Source organism: Pseudomonas sp. KBS0710, from assembly GCF_005938045.2.
Lineage (GTDB): Bacteria > Pseudomonadota > Gammaproteobacteria > Pseudomonadales > Pseudomonadaceae > Aquipseudomonas.
The window spans coordinates 1,052,905-1,069,890 of sequence record NZ_VCCF02000001.1 but is presented as its reverse complement, the minus strand read 5'-3'; the positions used below and the strand labels follow the sequence as shown (position 1 = coordinate 1,069,890).

At 62.3% G+C, this 16,986-nt stretch carries 18 protein-coding genes; 10 read left to right on the top strand and 8 right to left on the bottom strand.

All coding sequences use genetic code 11. The features are described 5' to 3' along the window. Positions 1-8: 8 nt before the first annotated feature. The 5 genes from FFI16_RS05065 (at position 9) to hemN (ending at position 5,511) form a co-directional block, all read left to right on the top strand. Positions 9-548 carry a FixH family protein gene (locus tag FFI16_RS05065; protein WP_056861526.1) on the top strand — a complete coding sequence of 180 codons (540 nt, stop codon included), beginning with the start codon at positions 9-11 and terminating at the stop codon, positions 546-548. Between the two features lie 115 nt (positions 549-663). Next, on the top strand, positions 664-3,114 hold the full coding sequence (locus FFI16_RS05060) for a heavy metal translocating P-type ATPase (protein WP_138814383.1): 2,451 nt from the start codon (positions 664-666) through the stop codon (positions 3,112-3,114). Between the two features lie 22 nt (positions 3,115-3,136). Next, a complete protein-coding gene (ccoS, locus tag FFI16_RS05055; RefSeq protein WP_017134806.1) occupies positions 3,137-3,349 on the top strand; it encodes a cbb3-type cytochrome oxidase assembly protein CcoS in 213 nt (70 codons plus the stop codon). Further along, positions 3,342-4,025 carry a sulfite exporter TauE/SafE family protein gene (locus FFI16_RS05050; RefSeq protein ID WP_138814382.1) on the top strand — a complete coding sequence of 228 codons (684 nt, stop codon included), beginning with the start codon at positions 3,342-3,344 and terminating at the stop codon, positions 4,023-4,025. The genes ccoS and FFI16_RS05050 overlap by 8 nt, the downstream gene beginning before the upstream one ends. 103 nt (positions 4,026-4,128) lie before the next feature. After that, a complete protein-coding gene (gene hemN, locus FFI16_RS05045) occupies positions 4,129-5,511 on the top strand; it encodes an oxygen-independent coproporphyrinogen III oxidase (protein ID WP_138814381.1) in 1,383 nt (460 codons plus the stop codon). A 6-nt stretch (positions 5,512-5,517) separates the two neighbouring features. Here hemN and FFI16_RS05040 read toward each other — a convergent pair whose 3' ends face one another. Beyond that, complete coding sequence (locus FFI16_RS05040; protein ID WP_138814380.1) at positions 5,518-6,003, bottom strand: hypothetical protein; 486 nt, start codon at positions 6,001-6,003, stop codon at positions 5,518-5,520. A 153-nt stretch (positions 6,004-6,156) separates the two neighbouring features. Between FFI16_RS05040 and fnr the strand changes: the two genes are divergently transcribed. After that, the gene (fnr, locus tag FFI16_RS05035; RefSeq protein ID WP_056861531.1) at positions 6,157-6,891 is read left to right on the top strand and encodes a fumarate/nitrate reduction transcriptional regulator Fnr; all 735 of its coding nucleotides are present in this window, start codon (positions 6,157-6,159) and stop codon (positions 6,889-6,891) included. An 81-nt stretch (positions 6,892-6,972) separates the two neighbouring features. After that, positions 6,973-7,521, top strand: coding sequence for an adenine phosphoribosyltransferase (locus FFI16_RS05030; protein WP_138814379.1), 549 nt, complete (start codon positions 6,973-6,975; stop codon positions 7,519-7,521). A gap of 110 nt (positions 7,522-7,631) precedes the next feature. On the opposite strand, the gene FFI16_RS05025 is transcribed toward FFI16_RS05030, so the two are convergent. The 5 genes from FFI16_RS05025 to dnaX form a co-directional block, all read right to left on the bottom strand. Then, positions 7,632-8,780, bottom strand: coding sequence for an acyl-CoA dehydrogenase family protein (locus FFI16_RS05025; protein WP_138814378.1), 1,149 nt, complete (start codon positions 8,778-8,780; stop codon positions 7,632-7,634). 92 nt (positions 8,781-8,872) lie between these two features. Further along, a complete protein-coding gene (gene recR, locus FFI16_RS05020) occupies positions 8,873-9,475 on the bottom strand; it encodes a recombination mediator RecR (protein WP_083357364.1) in 603 nt (200 codons plus the stop codon). 66 nt (positions 9,476-9,541) lie between these two features. Then, complete coding sequence (locus FFI16_RS05015) at positions 9,542-10,576, bottom strand: NADP-dependent oxidoreductase (RefSeq protein ID WP_138814377.1); 1,035 nt, start codon at positions 10,574-10,576, stop codon at positions 9,542-9,544. 181 nt (positions 10,577-10,757) lie between these two features. Further along, on the bottom strand, positions 10,758-11,096 hold the full coding sequence (locus FFI16_RS05010) for a YbaB/EbfC family nucleoid-associated protein (protein ID WP_003175481.1): 339 nt from the start codon (positions 11,094-11,096) through the stop codon (positions 10,758-10,760). A 46-nt stretch (positions 11,097-11,142) separates the two neighbouring features. Further along, the gene (dnaX, locus tag FFI16_RS05005; protein WP_138814376.1) at positions 11,143-13,221 is read right to left on the bottom strand and encodes a DNA polymerase III subunit gamma/tau; all 2,079 of its coding nucleotides are present in this window, start codon (positions 13,219-13,221) and stop codon (positions 11,143-11,145) included. Positions 13,222-13,354: 133 nt separating this feature from the next. Between dnaX and FFI16_RS05000 the strand changes: the two genes are divergently transcribed. Further along, positions 13,355-14,131 (top strand): amino acid ABC transporter substrate-binding protein, encoded by a 777-nt coding sequence (locus FFI16_RS05000; RefSeq protein ID WP_138814375.1) that lies wholly within the window; start codon positions 13,355-13,357, stop codon positions 14,129-14,131. A 54-nt stretch (positions 14,132-14,185) separates the two neighbouring features. After that, entirely contained in the window at positions 14,186-14,557 is a 372-nt protein-coding gene (locus FFI16_RS04995; protein ID WP_138814374.1) for a VOC family protein, read from the top strand. On the opposite strand, the gene FFI16_RS04990 is transcribed toward FFI16_RS04995, so the two are convergent. Continuing rightward, positions 14,471-15,430, bottom strand: a complete 960-nt coding sequence (locus tag FFI16_RS04990) for a DMT family transporter (RefSeq protein ID WP_138814373.1) — start codon at positions 15,428-15,430, stop codon at positions 14,471-14,473. The two genes, FFI16_RS04995 and FFI16_RS04990, sit on opposite strands and share 87 nt — an antisense overlap. A 102-nt stretch (positions 15,431-15,532) precedes the next feature. On the opposite strand from FFI16_RS04990, the gene FFI16_RS04985 reads away from it, so the two are divergent. Then, positions 15,533-16,396: a LysR family transcriptional regulator gene (locus FFI16_RS04985; RefSeq protein WP_017134792.1), complete on the top strand. Its 864-nt coding sequence runs from the start codon at positions 15,533-15,535 to the stop codon at positions 16,394-16,396. On the opposite strand, the gene FFI16_RS04980 is transcribed toward FFI16_RS04985, so the two are convergent. Continuing rightward, a complete protein-coding gene (locus FFI16_RS04980) occupies positions 16,393-16,986 on the bottom strand; it encodes a hypothetical protein (RefSeq protein WP_138814372.1) in 594 nt (197 codons plus the stop codon). The two genes, FFI16_RS04985 and FFI16_RS04980, sit on opposite strands and share 4 nt — an antisense overlap.

Here is a 16,986-nt window from a genome sequence, read left to right as displayed (position 1 = left end):
GCACAACAATGCCCGCAGCTACTGCCGCAAGCCCTTGGTACAAGCACCTCTGGCCCTGGATCATTATTGGGATCCTGGCCTGCTCGGTGACCTTGACCTTGTCCATGGTGACCATTGCGGTGAAGAACCCGGACAACCTGGTCAACGACAACTACTACGAGGCCGGCAAAGGCATCAACCGCTCCCTGGACCGTGAGCGGCTGGCCCAGACCCTGCAACTGCGCGGCAAGCTGCACCTGGACGAGCTCACCGGTGAAGTCGAACTGCAACTCACCGGATACAGCAACCCGAACACTCTGGAACTGAACCTGATTTCCCCGACCCAGCCGGAGAAAGACCGCAAGATCAACCTCACCCGCAGCGACAGCGAACCCGGCCGCTACATCGGCCAGGTCACCGACAAGGTAGAGGGCCGGCGCTTCGTGGAATTGCTCGGCGTGGAGGGCGACAAGACCTGGCGCCTGTTCGAAGAAGAAGAGGTCAGCCACGACAAGGACTTGCTGCTGGGTGATGAACCGTTGCAGGGTGCCGAAGACCTGAAAAAGTAAAACCCTTGCGCTTCGCGCATCGCGGGCAAGCCCGCTCCCACAGTGGATCGCGGTCTGCTGTGGGAGCCGGGCTTGCCCGCGATGAGGCCCTCCCAGCCGATATAGATTTCACACCATGACCAGCCCAACCCCTTGCTACCACTGCGCCCTGCCCGTCCCGCCCGGCAGCCGGTTTACCGCCGAAATCCTCGGCGAGCGCCGCGAACTGTGCTGCCCAGGCTGCCAGGCGGTGGCCGAGGCGATTGTGGCCGGCGGGTTGCAAAGCTATTACCAGCACCGCAGCGAAGCCTCGGCCAACCCTGAGGCGTTGCCGGTGCAACTGGTCGACGAACTGGCGCTGTACGACCGCGCCGACGTGCAACAACCCTTTGTGCGCCACGAGGGCGAGTTGGCTGAAACCACGCTGCTGATGGAAGGCATCAGCTGCGCCGCCTGTGGCTGGCTGATCGAGAAACACCTGCGCAGCCTGCCCGCAGTGGCCGAGGCGCGACTGAATCTGTCCAACCACCGCCTGCACGTGCGCTGGGCCGACGGGCAATTGCCGCTGAGCCAGGTGCTCAGCGAGCTGCGCCATATCGGCTATGCCGCCCACCCTTATCAGGCCGATCGCGCCGCCGAGCAATTGGCCAGCGAAAACCGCAAGGCCTTGCGCCAACTGGGCGTAGCAGGGTTGCTGTGGTTCCAGGCGATGATGGCGACCATGGCGACCTGGCCGGAATTCAATATCGACCTGAGCCCGGAGCTGCACGTGATCCTGCGCTGGGTGGCGATGTTTCTGACCACGCCCATCGTGTTCTACAGCTGTGCGCCATTCTTCAAAGGCGCCCTGCGCGACCTGCGCACGCGCCACCTGACCATGGATGTGTCGGTGTCCCTGGCGATTGGCGGCGCGTACCTGGCGGGTATCTGGACGGCCATCACCGGTACCGGCGAGCTGTACTTCGACGCGGTGGGTATGTTCGCGCTGTTCCTGCTCGCCGGGCGCTATCTGGAGCGCCGGGCGCGGGAGCGCACCGCCGCCGCCACCGCGCAGTTGGTCAACCTGTTGCCGGCTTCGTGCTTACGGCTTAAAGGTGACGGTCAGAGCGAGCGCATCCTGCTCAGCGAATTGGCCGTGGGCGACCGCGTACTGGTGCATCCAGGCGCTGTGCTGCCGGCCGACGGAGTGATTCTCGACGGCCAGTCGAGCATTGATGAATCCCTGCTCACCGGCGAATACCTGCCGCAGCCGCGCAACGTCGGCGATGCGGTCACCGCCGGCACACTCAACGTCGAGGGTGCGCTGACCGTCGAAGTGCGCGCCTTGGGGCATGACACCCGCCTGTCTGCCATCGTGCGCCTGCTGGAACGGGCCCAGGCCGAGAAACCGCGCCTGGCGCAAATCGCAGACCGCGCTGCCCAGTGGTTTTTGCTGTGCTCGCTGATCGCGGCCGCACTGATCGGCCTGCTGTGGTGGGAGCTGGACGCGTCACGGGCGTTCTGGATTGTGCTGGCGATGTTGGTGGCAACCTGCCCCTGCGCGCTGTCCCTGGCCACACCGACCGCCCTCACCGCTGCCACCGGCACGCTGCACAAACTCGGCTTGCTGCTGACCCGCGGCCATGTGCTGGAAGGCCTGAACCAGATCGACACGGTGATTTTCGACAAGACCGGCACCCTCACTGAAGGCCGTCTGGCCCTGCGTGCCATCCGCCCTTTAGGCTCGCTGAACAGCGACGATTGCCTGGGCCTCGCCGCCGCGCTGGAAAACCGCTCCGAGCACCCGATTGCCCGCGCCTTCGGGCGTGCGCCGCTGGCCGCCGAGGAAGTCCTGAGCTTCCCAGGTCTGGGCCTGGAGGGTCGCGTGGGCGAGCGTCAATTGCGCATCGGCCAACCTGACTTTGTGTGCCAATTGAGCGGCTGCGCAATCCCCGCTTCGCCGCACGAAGCGGGCCAATGGCTGCTGCTGGGCGACGGTAACGGCGCCCTCGCCTGGTTCGTGCTGGACGACCGTCTGCGCAGCGATGCGCCCGCCCTGCTGGCTGCGTGCAAAGCGCGAGGCTGGCGCACGCTGCTGCTGTCGGGCGACAGCTCGCCGATGGTCGCCAGTGTCGCGCTGGAGCTTGGCATCGACGAGGCCAAAGGCGGCTTGCGCCCCGACGACAAACTGCAGGTGCTGCAACAATTGCACCAGCAAGGCCGCAAGGTGCTGATGCTCGGCGACGGCGTCAACGATGTGCCGGTGCTCGCCGCCGCCGATATCAGCGTGGCGATGGGTTCGGCCACCGACCTGGCAAAAACCAGCGCCGATGCCGTGCTGTTGTCCAACCGCCTGGATGCATTGGTGCAGGCATTTACCCTGGCTCGACGCACCCGCCGAGTTATCCTTGAAAACCTGCTGTGGGCCGGGCTGTACAATGGCCTTATGCTGCCGTTTGCCGCCCTCGGTTGGATCACCCCGATCTGGGCCGCGATCGGCATGTCGCTCAGCTCATTGACCGTGGTGCTCAACGCCTTGCGCCTGACCCGCCTGCCGAGCCCGCAGGTTAACAGTGCCACCTTAGTCACCCGCCCGCTGCCGGCTTGAGCCGCGCGGGCCTGGAGTACAGATGCCAGCTCTCTACGTGATGATTCCGGCGGCGCTGCTGTTAGTGGGCGTGGCCATTTACATTTTCTTCTGGGCGGTGGACAGCGGCCAGTACGACGACCTCGACGGCCCGGCCCACAGCGTGCTGTTCGACGATCAGGACCCGAACCACTTGGCGGGCGTCGACGAAGCCAACCGGGCCGAGCAACCGCCCAAAGACCCGCCCCATGCTTGAGCTGGCGCCACTGCTGGTCTCGGCCTTGATCCTCGGGCTCTTGGGTGGCGGCCATTGCCTGGGCATGTGCGGCGGGCTGATGGGCGCGCTGACCCTGGCAATCCCCAAAGAACAACGCAGCCGCCGTTTTCGCCTGCTGCTCGCCTACAACCTGGGGCGCATCCTCAGCTACGCCGCTGCCGGGTTATTGATCGGCCTGGCCGGCTGGGCGGTGGCCAACAGCCCGGCAGCGATGTTTATGCGCGTGCTCGCCGGGTTGTTGCTGATCAGCATGGGCTTGTACCTGGCCGGTTGGTGGAGCGGCCTCACCCGTATCGAAAGCCTCGGGCGCGGCCTGTGGCGCTACCTACAGCCGGTCGCCAACCGTTTGCTGCCGGTGTCCAGCCTGCCACGCGCATTACTGCTGGGCGCGCTGTGGGGCTGGTTGCCGTGCGGGTTGGTCTACAGCACGCTGCTGTGGGCGGCGAGCCAGGGTAATGCGCTGGACAGTGCAGTGCTGATGCTGGCCTTCGGGCTTGGAACCTGGCCTGTACTGCTGGCTACAGGCTTGGCGGCGGAACGTGTCACCGCGGTGCTGCGCAAACGCAGCGTGCGTGTGGCCGGTGGCGTGCTGGTGATGCTCTTCGGCGTCTGGACGTTGCCAGGCCCGCATCAACACTGGCTAATGGGCCATTAAATCGCCATGTGGCATAGCGCCGCTCCCCGTTGATGCAAATCAAGATGGCACCGGCGGCGCGCCCCTAGACTCGGCCCACTAGCCAATCCGGGGGACCGCCCGCATGCTCGACGCCATTCGTTGGGACACAGATCTGATTCACCGCTACGACTTGGCGGGGCCGCGCTACACGTCCTACCCCACGGCCGTACAATTCGACAGCCAGGTCGGCACCTTCGACCTGCTCCACGCCCTGCGCGACAGCCGCAAGGCCGTACGGCCCTTGTCGCTGTATGTGCATGTGCCGTTTTGCGCGAACATTTGCTACTACTGCGCCTGCAACAAGGTCATCACCAAGGACCGTGGCCGTGCCCAGGCCTACCTGCAACGCCTGGAGCAGGAAATCCAGTTGGTGGCCTGCCACCTGGACCCGAAACAGCCCGTGGAGCAACTGCACTTCGGCGGCGGCACGCCGACCTTCCTCAGCCACGACGAACTGCGCCAGGTCATGACGCGCCTGCGCCAGCACTTCAACTTGCTCGACGATGATTCCGGCGACTACGGCATCGAAATCGACCCGCGCGAAGCCGACTGGGCGACCATGGGGCTGCTGCGTGAACTGGGCTTTAACCGCGTGAGCATCGGCCTGCAGGACCTGGACCCCGAGGTGCAGCGTGCGGTCAACCGCCTGCAAAGCCTGGAAGAAACCCGTGCGGTGATCGACGCCGCGCGTACCCTGCAATTTCGCTCGATCAATATCGACCTGATCTACGGCCTGCCCAAGCAAACGCCGCTGAATTTTGCGCGCACCGTCGAAGAAGTGATCAACCTGCAACCGGATCGCCTGTCGGTATTCAACTACGCGCACCTGCCCGAGCGCTTTATGCCGCAGCGGCGCATCAACACCGACGAGTTGCCCTCACCGGCAGAAAAACTGCTGATGCTGCAAACCACCATCGAACAACTGACCCGCGCGGGCTACCGCTACATCGGCATGGACCACTTTGCCCTGCCGGATGACGAACTGGCCGTGGCCCAGGAAGAAGGCACGCTGCAACGTAACTTCCAGGGCTATACCACCCACGGGCATTGCGATTTGATTGGGCTGGGCGTGTCGGCGATCAGCCAGATCGGCGACCTGTATTGCCAGAACAGCAGCGACCTCAATCACTATCAGAACGCCTTGGCCGGCGCGCAACTGGCCACCAGCCGCGGCTTGGTATGCACCACGGACGATCGTTTACGGCGGGAAGTGATTCAGCAACTGATCTGCAATTTCAGCCTGGCATTCGAGCGGATCGAACAGGCCTATAACATCGATTTTCGCGGCTATTTCGACGAACTATGGCCACAGCTGGAGACAATGGCCGCCGACGGCCTGATAGAACTGGATGCACACGGCATTCGCGTATTGCCCGCCGGGCGCTTGCTCGTGCGCTCGGTGTGCATGGTGTTCGATGCCTACCTGGAGCACCAGAACAGGCAGCGATTCTCGCGGGTGATCTAAAGGGCTTTATTTCGCCATCAGGCTCATGGCTTCCATCTGAGCCTCAGGAGACTCATCTTTCAGCGATTTGGCCAGTTGTGATTGGGCGGTCATTAAACCGGCCTGTATCGTCGCCACGTCGCCCTGCAAACCCGCCACCTTGGCTTGGCGTGCTTCCGGGGTCAGGGTGGTGTCATTCATGGCTGCCGAGAGCTGGGCCATCTTTTCGGCAAGCTGCTTTTTCAGTTCTCGGATCATCTTGAGCAACTGTTTGATGTTGTCTTTCAGATTGCTTTCATCAATATCGCTATTGGAGGACTTTTCAGCCGAGGCCATGCCCATGCCCGCACCGGAAATGACCACCTTCACACCTTCAGTGACCGTGGGTTCAGCCGCCTTGGTCTCGGTTGCCGCCTTGGCCGCAGCGTCTTTATCCTTGGCTGCATCGGCGGCCTTCCAAACTGACACCGCTGGCGAATTGATATGCGGGTTTTGGACTGTGCTGACTGACATGATCTGAGCTCCAGCTCATAGAGAGACACCTATGTATCGGCACCGATACACAGAGCTTTATACCGCTGCTGCTTTTTTGTACACGCTGGCCTCAGCCACCCTCGGTGCGTTACCCTTACGTCTTATGTGTGTTTTCCCACAAGGATTTAAGAAATGTCCGAGCCAGTTAAACTGCGCGCTCACAGCCAGGCTCACTGCAAGGATTGCAGCCTGGCCCCCCTCTGCCTGCCACTTTCGTTGAATTTGGAAGACATGGAAGCGCTGGACGAAATCGTTAAACGTGGCCGCCCGCTGAAAAAAGGCGAGTTTCTGTTTCGCCAGGGCGATAAGTTCGATTCCGTTTATGCAGTACGTTCAGGCGCGTTGAAGACCTTCAGTCTCAGCGACGGCGGCGAAGAGCAGATCACCGGCTTCCACCTGCCCAGCGAGCTGGTCGGGTTGTCTGGCATGGACACCGAGATTCACCCGGTGTCGGCCCAGGCCCTGGAGACGACCTCGGTGTGCGAAATCCCCTTCGAGCGCCTGGATGAATTGGCCCTGCAACTGCCGCAACTGCGCCGCCAGTTGATGCGGGTGATGAGCCGCGAGATCCGTGACGATCAACAGATGATGTTGCTGCTGTCGAAGAAAACCGCCGACGAGCGCATCGCCACCTTTTTGGTCAACTTGTCGGCGCGTTTCCGTGCCCGTGGGTTCTCGGCCAACCAGTTCCGCCTGAGCATGTCGCGCAACGAAATCGGCAATTACCTGGGCCTGGCGGTGGAAACCGTGTCCCGTGTGTTTACCCGTTTCCAGCAAAACGAGCTGATCGCCGCCGAAGGCAAGGAAGTGCATATCCTCGACCCGATCCAGCTGTGCGCGCTGGCCGGAGGCTCGTTGGAGGTCTGAGGCAGACGCTTGCGGCCGCGCCAATCGGCAAGGCCGCAGGTATACTTCGAGTCCGTTTTCCGCTCCCAGGACTCTTCGACGATGACCTTCGATTCGTTCGACATCAAATCCCTGATCCGCCCCGTCATCGACTTCCCCAAGCCTGGGGTGATCTTTCGTGACATCACCCCGTTGTTCCAATCGCCCCGCGCCCTGCGCCTGGTGGCCGACAGTTTTGCCCAGCGTTATGTCGAGGCCGACTTTACCCACATCGGCGCGATGGATGCCCGTGGCTTCCTGATCGGTTCGATCATCGCCTACCAGTTGAACAAACCGCTGATCCTGTTCCGCAAACAGGGCAAGCTGCCGGCTGACGTGCTGGCTGAGGGCTACCAGACCGAATACGGCGAAGCCTTTCTTGAAGTGCACGCCGACAGCCTGTGTGATGGCGACTCGGTGCTGATGTTCGATGACCTGATCGCCACCGGCGGCACCTTGATTGCGGCGGCAAACCTGGTACGGCGCATGGGCGCGAAGATCTTCGAAGCGGCGGCAATTATTGACCTGCCGGAGCTGGGTGGTTCGCAGCGCCTGCAGGATATGGGCATTCCGACGTTTTGCCTGACGCAGTTCGGGTTGACCGAGAGATAAGGGTTGTCAGTACTGACGCCTTCGCGAGCATGCCCGCTCCCACATTTTGAAATGCATTCCAAGTGTGGGAGCGGGCTTGCTCGCGAAGAGGCCCTCAAGGACACCCCACATCACAACCCCATCTGCTTGCTGATGATTTCGTTCATCACCTCACGGGTGCCACCGCCGATAGACAGAATGCGGTTATCCCGATACAGCCGTTCCACCAGGCTGCCACGCATATAGCCCTGCCCACCCAGGATCTGCACCGCGTCATAGGTCACCCGATCCGCCGTATCCGTGGCCAGGTTCTTGGCCGTGGAAATCTCCTTGATCACACTCTTGCCGGCCGCCATCTTCGCCGCCTGGCGGTAGGTAAACTCGCGGGAGACTTCCACTGCCGTGGCCATTTCCGCCAATCGATGCTTGAGCACCTGGAATTTGCCGATGGGTTTGCCGAAGGCTTCGCGCTGGCTCGCCCACTCGAGGCTTTCTTCCAGAGCGAGCTGCGCGGTCATGTTCGCCATCAGCGCCAGCGCCAGGCGCTCGCTCTGGAAATTGCCCATGATGCAGGCGAAGCCCATGTTCTCGACACCGATCAAGTTGCCTACCGGCACGCGGCAATCATCGAAGAACAATTCAGCCGTGTCCGACGCCCACCAGCCCATTTTCTTCAACGGTTGGCCGACGGTGAAGCCGGGCGTGTGTTTTTCGATCAGCAACAGGCTGATGCCACCAAACCCCGGCCCGCCGGTGCGTACGGCCACCGTATAGAAGTCGGCGCGAATGCCGCTGGTGATAAAGGTTTTGCTGCCGCTGACGCGGTAATAGTCGCCATCTCGGACAGCGCGGGTTTGCAGGTTGGCCACATCGGAGCCGCCACCGGGTTCGGTGACGGCCAGGGCGATGATCTTGTCACCGGCCAGCACTTGAGGCGCAACCCGCTCACGCACCTCGGGGCGCGCCCATTTGACGACCGGCGGCAGGCCAATATCCAGCGACCCCAGGCCCGCCACCACGCCACCAGAACCGCAACGCATCAACTCTTCGCTGGCGGCGACCTTGGCGAACAGGTCACCTTCGTGGCTGCCGCCCAGGCTTTCGGGGTAGCCGATGCCCAGGATCCCTGCTGCGCCAGCCTTTAGATACAGCTCGCGGGGAAAGCTCTCAGCCTCCTCCCATTGCTCGATGCCCGGCAACATTTCGCGCTCGACAAAACGGCGCACGCTGTCGCGGACCAATTGGTGGCTGGGGTCGAAGTAGTCCTGATAGGCAGACATCGGCAAGCTCCACGGTGAGGTGGAGAGAACTTACCAAGCGCTTGCTTGGTTATCAAGAAATCCCTGACAACACAAAACTACTGTGGGGTTGTTTAAAGCGCGATCGGCTTGCGACCGGCAAACGAGTGCGCCAGCGTGCCGCCATCCACCAATTCCAGCTCGCCACCCAACGGCACACCATGGGCAATACGCGAGGTGATCAAGCCTTTGTTGGTCAGCAACTGCGCGATGTAATGCGCGGTCGCCTCGCCCTCCACCGTTGGGTTGGTCGCCAGGATCACTTCGGTAAACGTGCCCTGCTCTTCAATGCGTGCCACCAGTTGCGGGATGCCGATGGCTTCCGGGCCCAGGCCGTCCAGCGGCGATAGGTGCCCCTTGAGCACGAAGTAGCGCCCGCGATAGCCGGTCTGCTCGACGGCGTACACGTCCATCGGCCCTTCAACGACGCACAGCAAGGTGTCGTCGCGACGTGGGTCGGCGCATTGCGGGCACAGGTCTTCTTCGGTCAGGGTGCGGCACTGGCGGCAGTGGCCGACGCCGGTCATGGCCTGGCTCAAGGCCTGGGCCAACCGCGTGCCACCGCTGCGATCACGCTCCAGCAGTTGCAGCGCCATACGCTGGGCGGTTTTCTGGCCCACGCCCGGCAAGGTGCGCAGGGCGTCGATCAGTTGGCGAATCAGGGGGCTGAAGCTCATGGGCGAAGGGTCCGACAAAACAACGAGACGCGGTTTATACCCGCGCCTCGGATTAGCGTCAAATGCTCAATCCTGCGCGACGCGCACCACTAACTTGCCGAAGTTGCGCCCTTCGAGCAAACCGATAAAGGCTTCGGGTGCCTGTTCCAGGCCATCAACCACGTCTTCGCGGAACTTGATCTTGCCGTCGCGCACCCACGGCGCCATGGCGCTGAGGAATTCGGGCTGGCGATCGCCATAGTCGTCGAACACGATAAAGCCCTGGATGCGCACGCGCTTGGTCAACAAAGTGCGTTGCAGTGCCGGCAGCCGATCAGGACCGCTGGGAGCTTCGTGGGCGTTGTAGCCGGCGATCAGACCGCACAGCGGAATGCGCGCCTTGGGGTTGAGCAGCGGTAGCACGGCATCGAAGACCTTGCCGCCGACGTTTTCAAAGTAGATGTCCACGCCTTTGAAACAGGCCAACGCCAGCTCATGGGCAAAATCGGCGCTCTTGTGGTCGATACAGGCGTCAAAGCCCAGCTCATCGACCACATAACGGCACTTGTCAGCACCGCCGGCAATGCCCACCACGCGCAAGCCCTTGAGCTTGGCCACCTGCCCGACCACCGAGCCCACCGCGCCAGAGGCAGCCGCCACCACCAGGGTTTCCCCGGCCTGGGGCTGGCCAATGTCCATCAGGCCCATGTAGGCGGTCATGCCGGGCATGCCCAAGACGCCCAGTGCCATCGAGGGGCTGGCCAGGCCTTTGGGCACCGGGATCAGGTTGTGCCCGTCGGATATGCTATGGCTCTGCCAGCCGGTGGAACCTACTACCAGGTCACCCACGCCGAACTTCGGGTTACGCGATTGTTCGATACGGCTGACAGCACCACCGGTCATTACTTCGTCGATTTCCACCGGAGCTGCGTAGGACGGCGCATCACTCATGCGTCCACGCATGTAGGGGTCGAGGGACAGGTACAGGGTTTTGAGCAACACCTGGCCATCAGCCAATTCCGGCAGATTCACGCGTTCCAGGCGAAAGTTTTCCGGCGTGGGTGCGCCTTGCGGGCGCGAGACCAGGACAATGCGTTGGTTAAGAATGGGCTCTTGAGGCATGAGGGGCTCCTTTAACGAATCTTTCGGTATAGGGTGCAGACCCTGCGTGCCATGCCAGGGTTCATATTAGACGCGCAGCGTCTTGGGGCGGCATTCCCACGCAGAGCGTGGGGACGATCACAGCACAAACAAAAATGCCAGGCGTGATGCCTGGCATTTGAGTCTAGCTAACGCTGCACGATCAGAACGGCAGCTTCATGCCCGGCGGCAGTTGCATGCCGGCGGTGACGCCGCCCATTTTTTCCTGGCTGTTGGCTTCGATCTTGCGCACGGCGTCGTTGACGGCCGCGGCGAACAGCGCTTCGAGCATTTCCAGGTCATCTTCGCCCACGCCAGGCAACACGCTTGGGTCGATACTTACGCGCTTGATGTCGTGACGACCGGTCATCACCACGCTGACCATATCGCCACCGGCTTTACCGGTGACTTCGGCGTTGGCCAGTTCTTCCTGCATCTTGGCCATCTTTTCCTGCATCTGCTGCGCCTGCTTCATCAGGCCGGCCATGCCACCTTTCATCATGGGAATCACCTCAAAGTACGTGGATCAATCAATTAGTAGCCCGGTTTCATGACACTTGGGGCACCGGGGCTTCGACAGGTTCAATAGTATCGTGACGCACCACCGCACCGAACTGTTGCATCAACTGTTGGATGAGCGGATCGCCATGGATCGAGTCTTCAGCCTCGCGCTGACGGTTGATGCGCTTGCGAGTCGCCGCCTGGGCCGGGGTTTCCTGCTCAGGCTTGATCAGTTCGATGGCGATGGTCAACGTGCGTTCATGGTACTGGTTGAGCGCATCGTTGAGTCGGCGTTGCTGGGTGGCGTTGAACAAGGCGCTGTGGGCCGGGTCCAGGTGCAACAGCCAGTGGTCGCCCTCGATGGAAATCAAGGTGCAGTTGGCGGCGATGCTGCCGGTCATGCCGGAGATTGGCAATTTCGGAAACAATTCCAACCATTGCAACGCCAGGCCGGTGGCCGGGGCGGCAGCGGGTTCCGCTTCGGGCTCGGGGGCCGGCTCGGCGGTGTGCTCGCTGGCCAAGTCGTCCAGGTAGCTGTAGGCCGAGTCCATGTCCGGCTCGATGTAATCTTCGTCCAGCGGCGGCTCGTCATCGAGATCGATACCCGGTGTGGCGGCGTCCACCTGCGCAACGGTCGGCTCGGGAACCGGTGCCGACACCCATTCCGGGGCGTCCGGCACCGCGCTGTCCGGAGTCGGCGTAGGCATCGGCGTCAGTTCGGGCTGCTCGCCGGTAGTTTCCAGCACGGGCTCCACGGCAGGTACTTGCTCGACTTCAGGCTCAGGTTCAGCTTCGGCGTCGACCGGATCGTTCCAAGGCAGGTCAACCACCGGCGCGGGAGCAGGTTCAGGCTCAACCACGGGCGCAGGTTCGACCACCGGCGCGGCAACCACTGGTTCTGGCGCCGGAGCAACTGGCGCAGGTTCAGGTGCAGCAACTACTGGTGCGACTGCCGCCGCGCCAGCCACTGGTTTGGCGGAATCAACTGTGGCCTGGCTGATCCCCACTGGCTTTAGCGGCTGTCTCGGTGCGTCTGCCGAGTCGGCGGGCCGGAAGGCCAGCATCCGCAGCAAGACCATTTCAAAGCCACCCCGCGGGTCCGGCGCCAAGGGCAGATCCCTGCGGCCGATCAGGCCCATCTGGTAGTAGAACTGCACATCTTCGGCCGGCAACGCCTGGGCCAGCGCCAACACGCGGTCGCGGTCGCCATGGCCGTTGTCGACACCTTCGGGCAACGCCTGGGCGATGGCCACGCGGTGCAGCACATTGAGGATTTCCGAGAGCACGCCGTTCCAGTCCGGGCCTTGCTCCGACAAGTGGCGCACGGCTTCGAGCAACGCCTTGGCGTCACCTTCGATCAGCGCGTGCAACACGTCGAACACCTGGCCGTGGTCCAGAGTGCCGAGCATGGCGCGCACATCCGCGGCCATGACCTTGCCTTCACCAAAGGCAATGGCCTGGTCGGTGAGGCTCATGGCATCACGCATCGAACCATCGGCGGCGCGGCCAAGCAGCCACAACGCGTCGTCTTCGAACGGCACGTTCTCAACGCCGAGCACATGGGTCAAGTGCTCGACCACGCGCTCAGGCGTCATGTTTTTCAGGGAGAACTGCAAGCACCGCGACAAAATCGTTGCAGGAAGTTTCTGCGGGTCGGTGGTGGCCAGGATGAACTTAACGTAGGGCGGCGGCTCTTCCAGGGTTTTCAACAGCGCGTTGAAGGAATGGCTGGAAAGCATGTGCACTTCGTCGATCAGGTAGACCTTGAAGCGCCCACGGCTCGGCGCGTACTGCACGTTGTCGAGCAGCTCGCGGGTGTCTTCGACCTTGGTGCGGCTCGCGGCGTCGATCTCGATCAGGTCGACAAACCGCCCTTCGTCGATCTCGCGGCATACCGAACAGGTGCCGCAGGGTGTCGACGTGATGCCGGTTTCACAGTTCAGGCACTTGGCAATAATGCGCGCGATAGTGGTCTTGCCCACCCCCCGAGTACCGGTGAACAGGTAGGCGTGGTGCAGCCGTTGGCTGTCCAAGGCATTGATCAGAGCCTTGAGCACATGGGTCTGGCCGACCATTTCGCGGAACGAGCGCGGACGCCATTTACGTGCAAGAACCTGATAACTCATCGAAAACCGTCGCAACTGGGAAGCGGAAGCCGGTAATGCTAGCGGAGCAAGGGGGAAATTGCATCCGGCACGCTCGTCTAATCTGACTAAGCTCTCCTGAATGGCCCCACAAAGGCCTGAACCCGGAGAGTGTATGCGCGTAGTCCTGGGCGCTTTATGGATGATTTCCGTAGTCAGCCTTGCGGCGCCCGCGCCGTTGCGTTTTTCGGTTTCCGACAGCTGGGCAATGCCCATGGCCCAGATAGAGGGCGACCAGCCCACCCAGGGCATTTTGTATGACTTGATGTTGAGCCTGGCCACCCAGGTCGGGCGGCCAGCCGAGTTCCACGTGTTGGCGCGGGCACGTCTGGCCGGCGCGATGGCACGCGCCGAGGTCGATGTGCGCTGCTATGTCGCCCATGATTGGGTCGGCAACCTGTCCGGCGATTACACCTGGAGCGTGCCCTTGATGGTGCAACGCAATGTGCTGGTCAGTGCTCACGCCCTGCCGGTTCAGGTGGCCAAATTGGCACCGCAGGCCATTGGCACGGTGCTCAACTACCGTTATGCCGTGCTCGAACCGCTGTTCGCCAGTGGCCAACTGACCCGCGACGATTCGCGCAGCGAAGAGTTAGTGCTGCATAAGCTGGTGGCCGCGCGTTTCGAATACGCCGTGATCAACGAATGGACCCTGGACCGTTTCAACCTGAAGCTGCCCGAAAACCTGCGGCTGCATAAGGTCGCGGTGATCGACGAACAAAGCCTGGGCTGCATCGTGCGTAATGACCCTGACGTGCCGGTGCAACGGATCTTGCGCACGCTGCTGCGGATGAAAATGTCGGGCGAGATCGACGACCTGATCAAACTCTACACCGGGGAAAATGCGCGACCGATGCAGACTCCTTACAAGAACACTCCTGACAAGAACTGACAGGGCTACCCCCTAGACTGGGCTCACTTAACCGCCCGTTCTCAAGGAGCCTGCATGCACACCGTCGCCCATTACTTCCTGCTCTACGTCGACAGCCCGGCCACCAGCGCCAACTTCTATAGCCGCTTGCTGGGCAAGCCACCGGTGGAACTGAACCCGACGTTCGCCCTGTTCATCCTCGACAACGGCGTCAAGCTGGGGCTGTGGTCGCGTCACACCGTAGAGCCTGCGGCTCACCTTACCGGCGGCGGCGGTGAGGTTGGTTTTTCGCTGGCGGACCCGACCGCCGTGGACGCCCTGCACGCTCAATGGGTAGAGCGCGGCGCAACCATCATCCAATCACCGACCCACCTGGACTTCGGCTACACCTTTGTCGCCGAGGACCTCGACGGCCACCGGCTGCGCGCGTTCAGCCTGAGCGATTGAGCGCCAGCGCCCTTCAAGGCTGATGGCGGCGACACTGGCCAGCACGATCACCGCGCCCAGTATCACTTGCAAGGCAATGTGCTCGCCCAGCAGTGTCGAAGCCATCAGCATGGCCACCGGCGGAATCAGGTACATCGCCACCGAAGCGCGGCTGACGTCCACGTGCTTGAGCACATAGCCCCAGGCCAGGTAGGCCAGGGCGCTGGGGAAAATACCCAATACCAGCACCGACAGGTTCTCCGGCAGTGGCGCCTGGGCCACCGCAGCCGGCAAGCCCGGCAGGTTCACACACAGCATCAAGGTGCCCGCCCACACCATGTAACACGCCATGGTCAGCGGGCTGTAGCGATGCGCGTAGTATTTCTGGATGGCGAAATACACGCTCCACGACACGGCTGCCAGCAGGATCAACAAGCCGCGCGGGTCGATATCACCAACGCCATGATCGCCCCAGATCACCACCAGCACACCGAGCAAGCCCAGCAAGACACAGCCCCAGCGCCAGACACTGACCCGTTCTTTCAAACAGAAAAACGCGATCACCACACTGAACAGCGGCGCCGACTGCGCCAGCACACTCGATGCCGCCGCCGTCACCCACTGTTGCCCGTAGTTGAGGCTGGTGTGGTGCAGGAACACGCCGAAAAAACCCAATACCAGCAACCACGGCAAATCCCGCACACGCGGGCGGCCGATGCCTACCGCCAGGGCGATGCCGCCCATGAACACCGACGCGATCAGAAACCTCAGCAGCGCCAATTGGCCAGGACTGTAGCTGTGCAGCCCCATGTGCACGCCAATCGGCGAATAGGCCCAACAGAGGATCACGCCAGCGATGACTAGCGTAAGCTTTACGGGTGACGGGGCATTCATCGACGGCATCCAGAGACTGAGAAGGAATACCGTCAGTCTTGAGCCGCGCAAGGCGCAGGACAATTAAGCGTTTCTGACTTCTGAAATCATTGGAACTGAGCAATGGAACTGGCCCAACTGAAAATGGTGCGCGCCGTGGCACAAACCGGCAGCGTGGCCCAGGCCGCGCTGCAACTGCACTGCGTGCCATCCAACATCACCACACGCATCAAGCAGCTGGAAAGTGAGCTGGGCACGCCGCTGTTTATTCGCGCTGGTCGTGGGCTGGCCATCAGTGCCGCTGGTGAAATCTTCCTCGATTACTGTGAGCGCATCCTGGCACTGGTGGATGAGTCCAAACGCGCCGTCGACGCCAACGCGATTCCGCGTGGCACCTTGCGCATCGGCGCCGTCGAATCCAGTGCCAGCGGCCGCCTGCCGCCGCTGCTGGCCGAATACCACCGGCGCTACCCGGATGTCAGCCTGGAGCTGGTCACCGGCGCCTGGGCACAACTGCTCGACGACCTGCAACACCATCGCCTCGATGTGGCGCTGGTGGCCTCGGGCGGCAAGCGCGCCAAGCTCGAACACAGCGTGGTCTACAGCGAACGTCTGGTGCTGATCGCCAGCGCCTCCAGCGCGCCGATCAACAGCGCTGAAGACCTCGCCGGCCGTACCTTGCTGGTGTGGCCACCGGGCTGCCCGTATCGCGCGGCACTGGAGAACTGGATCAAACCGCACGCTTTCAAGCCGAGCATCGCCAGCTATGCCAGTTGGGGCACGATCATCGGCTGCGTCAGTGCGGGAATTGGCGTGGCCTTGGCCCCGGAAGGCATCCTGGCCCGCTATGAGCAGGCCAACCAACTGGCGTCCTACCGGTTCGAGGAATTGCAGGCCGTGGACAACCTGCTGTTCTGGCACACAGACACCCAGCGCCACCTGGCGCGGGATGCGTTTGCCGGGCTGCTGCGGGAGACGTTTGGTTAGTCGGCTTGCGGCGCAACCAGTCGTGCGTACTGGTCCTGGCTGATCCAGCCGGTGTAGGTATGGTCCTTGGCATTGGTGAATTCGACCTTGGCCCAGCCGTCCTTGAACGCCAGCACGCCGACCACATCATCCTTGACGATATACGCGCGCTTGGCTGCGTCAGCACCTGGTTTTTTCAGCAGGTAAGCCTTGTCGGCTGTCACCGTCACCAAGCCGATCCATTGCTTGCTGGCGGTTTGGGTCAGGTCCAGGCCGGTAGCGATTTCCGGCATCAGCACGCTGATGCAACCGGGATGCTCGCGCCCCTGCTCCACCGTCAAGGTCACGCCGTCGGAGGACGCTGCCACGCTGCCGGGGTAAGCCTTGTCGAGCCAGGTAGTGAGCGCTTCAGGCTGGCCTTGCAGGTAGAACGTGCAGCTGCGGATTACGCCCTCGCCCAGCTCTTCTGCGTAGTAGCCTTCGACCTGATGCTCAGGCGTGACCGCCAGCATCAGCCCTTCGTACGTGCCGGAGTGCAACTCGGCGGCACCTGCCAAGGTGGGCGCCAAGGCGCACAACGACAACACACTCAACGCTAGAAAACGGCTCAT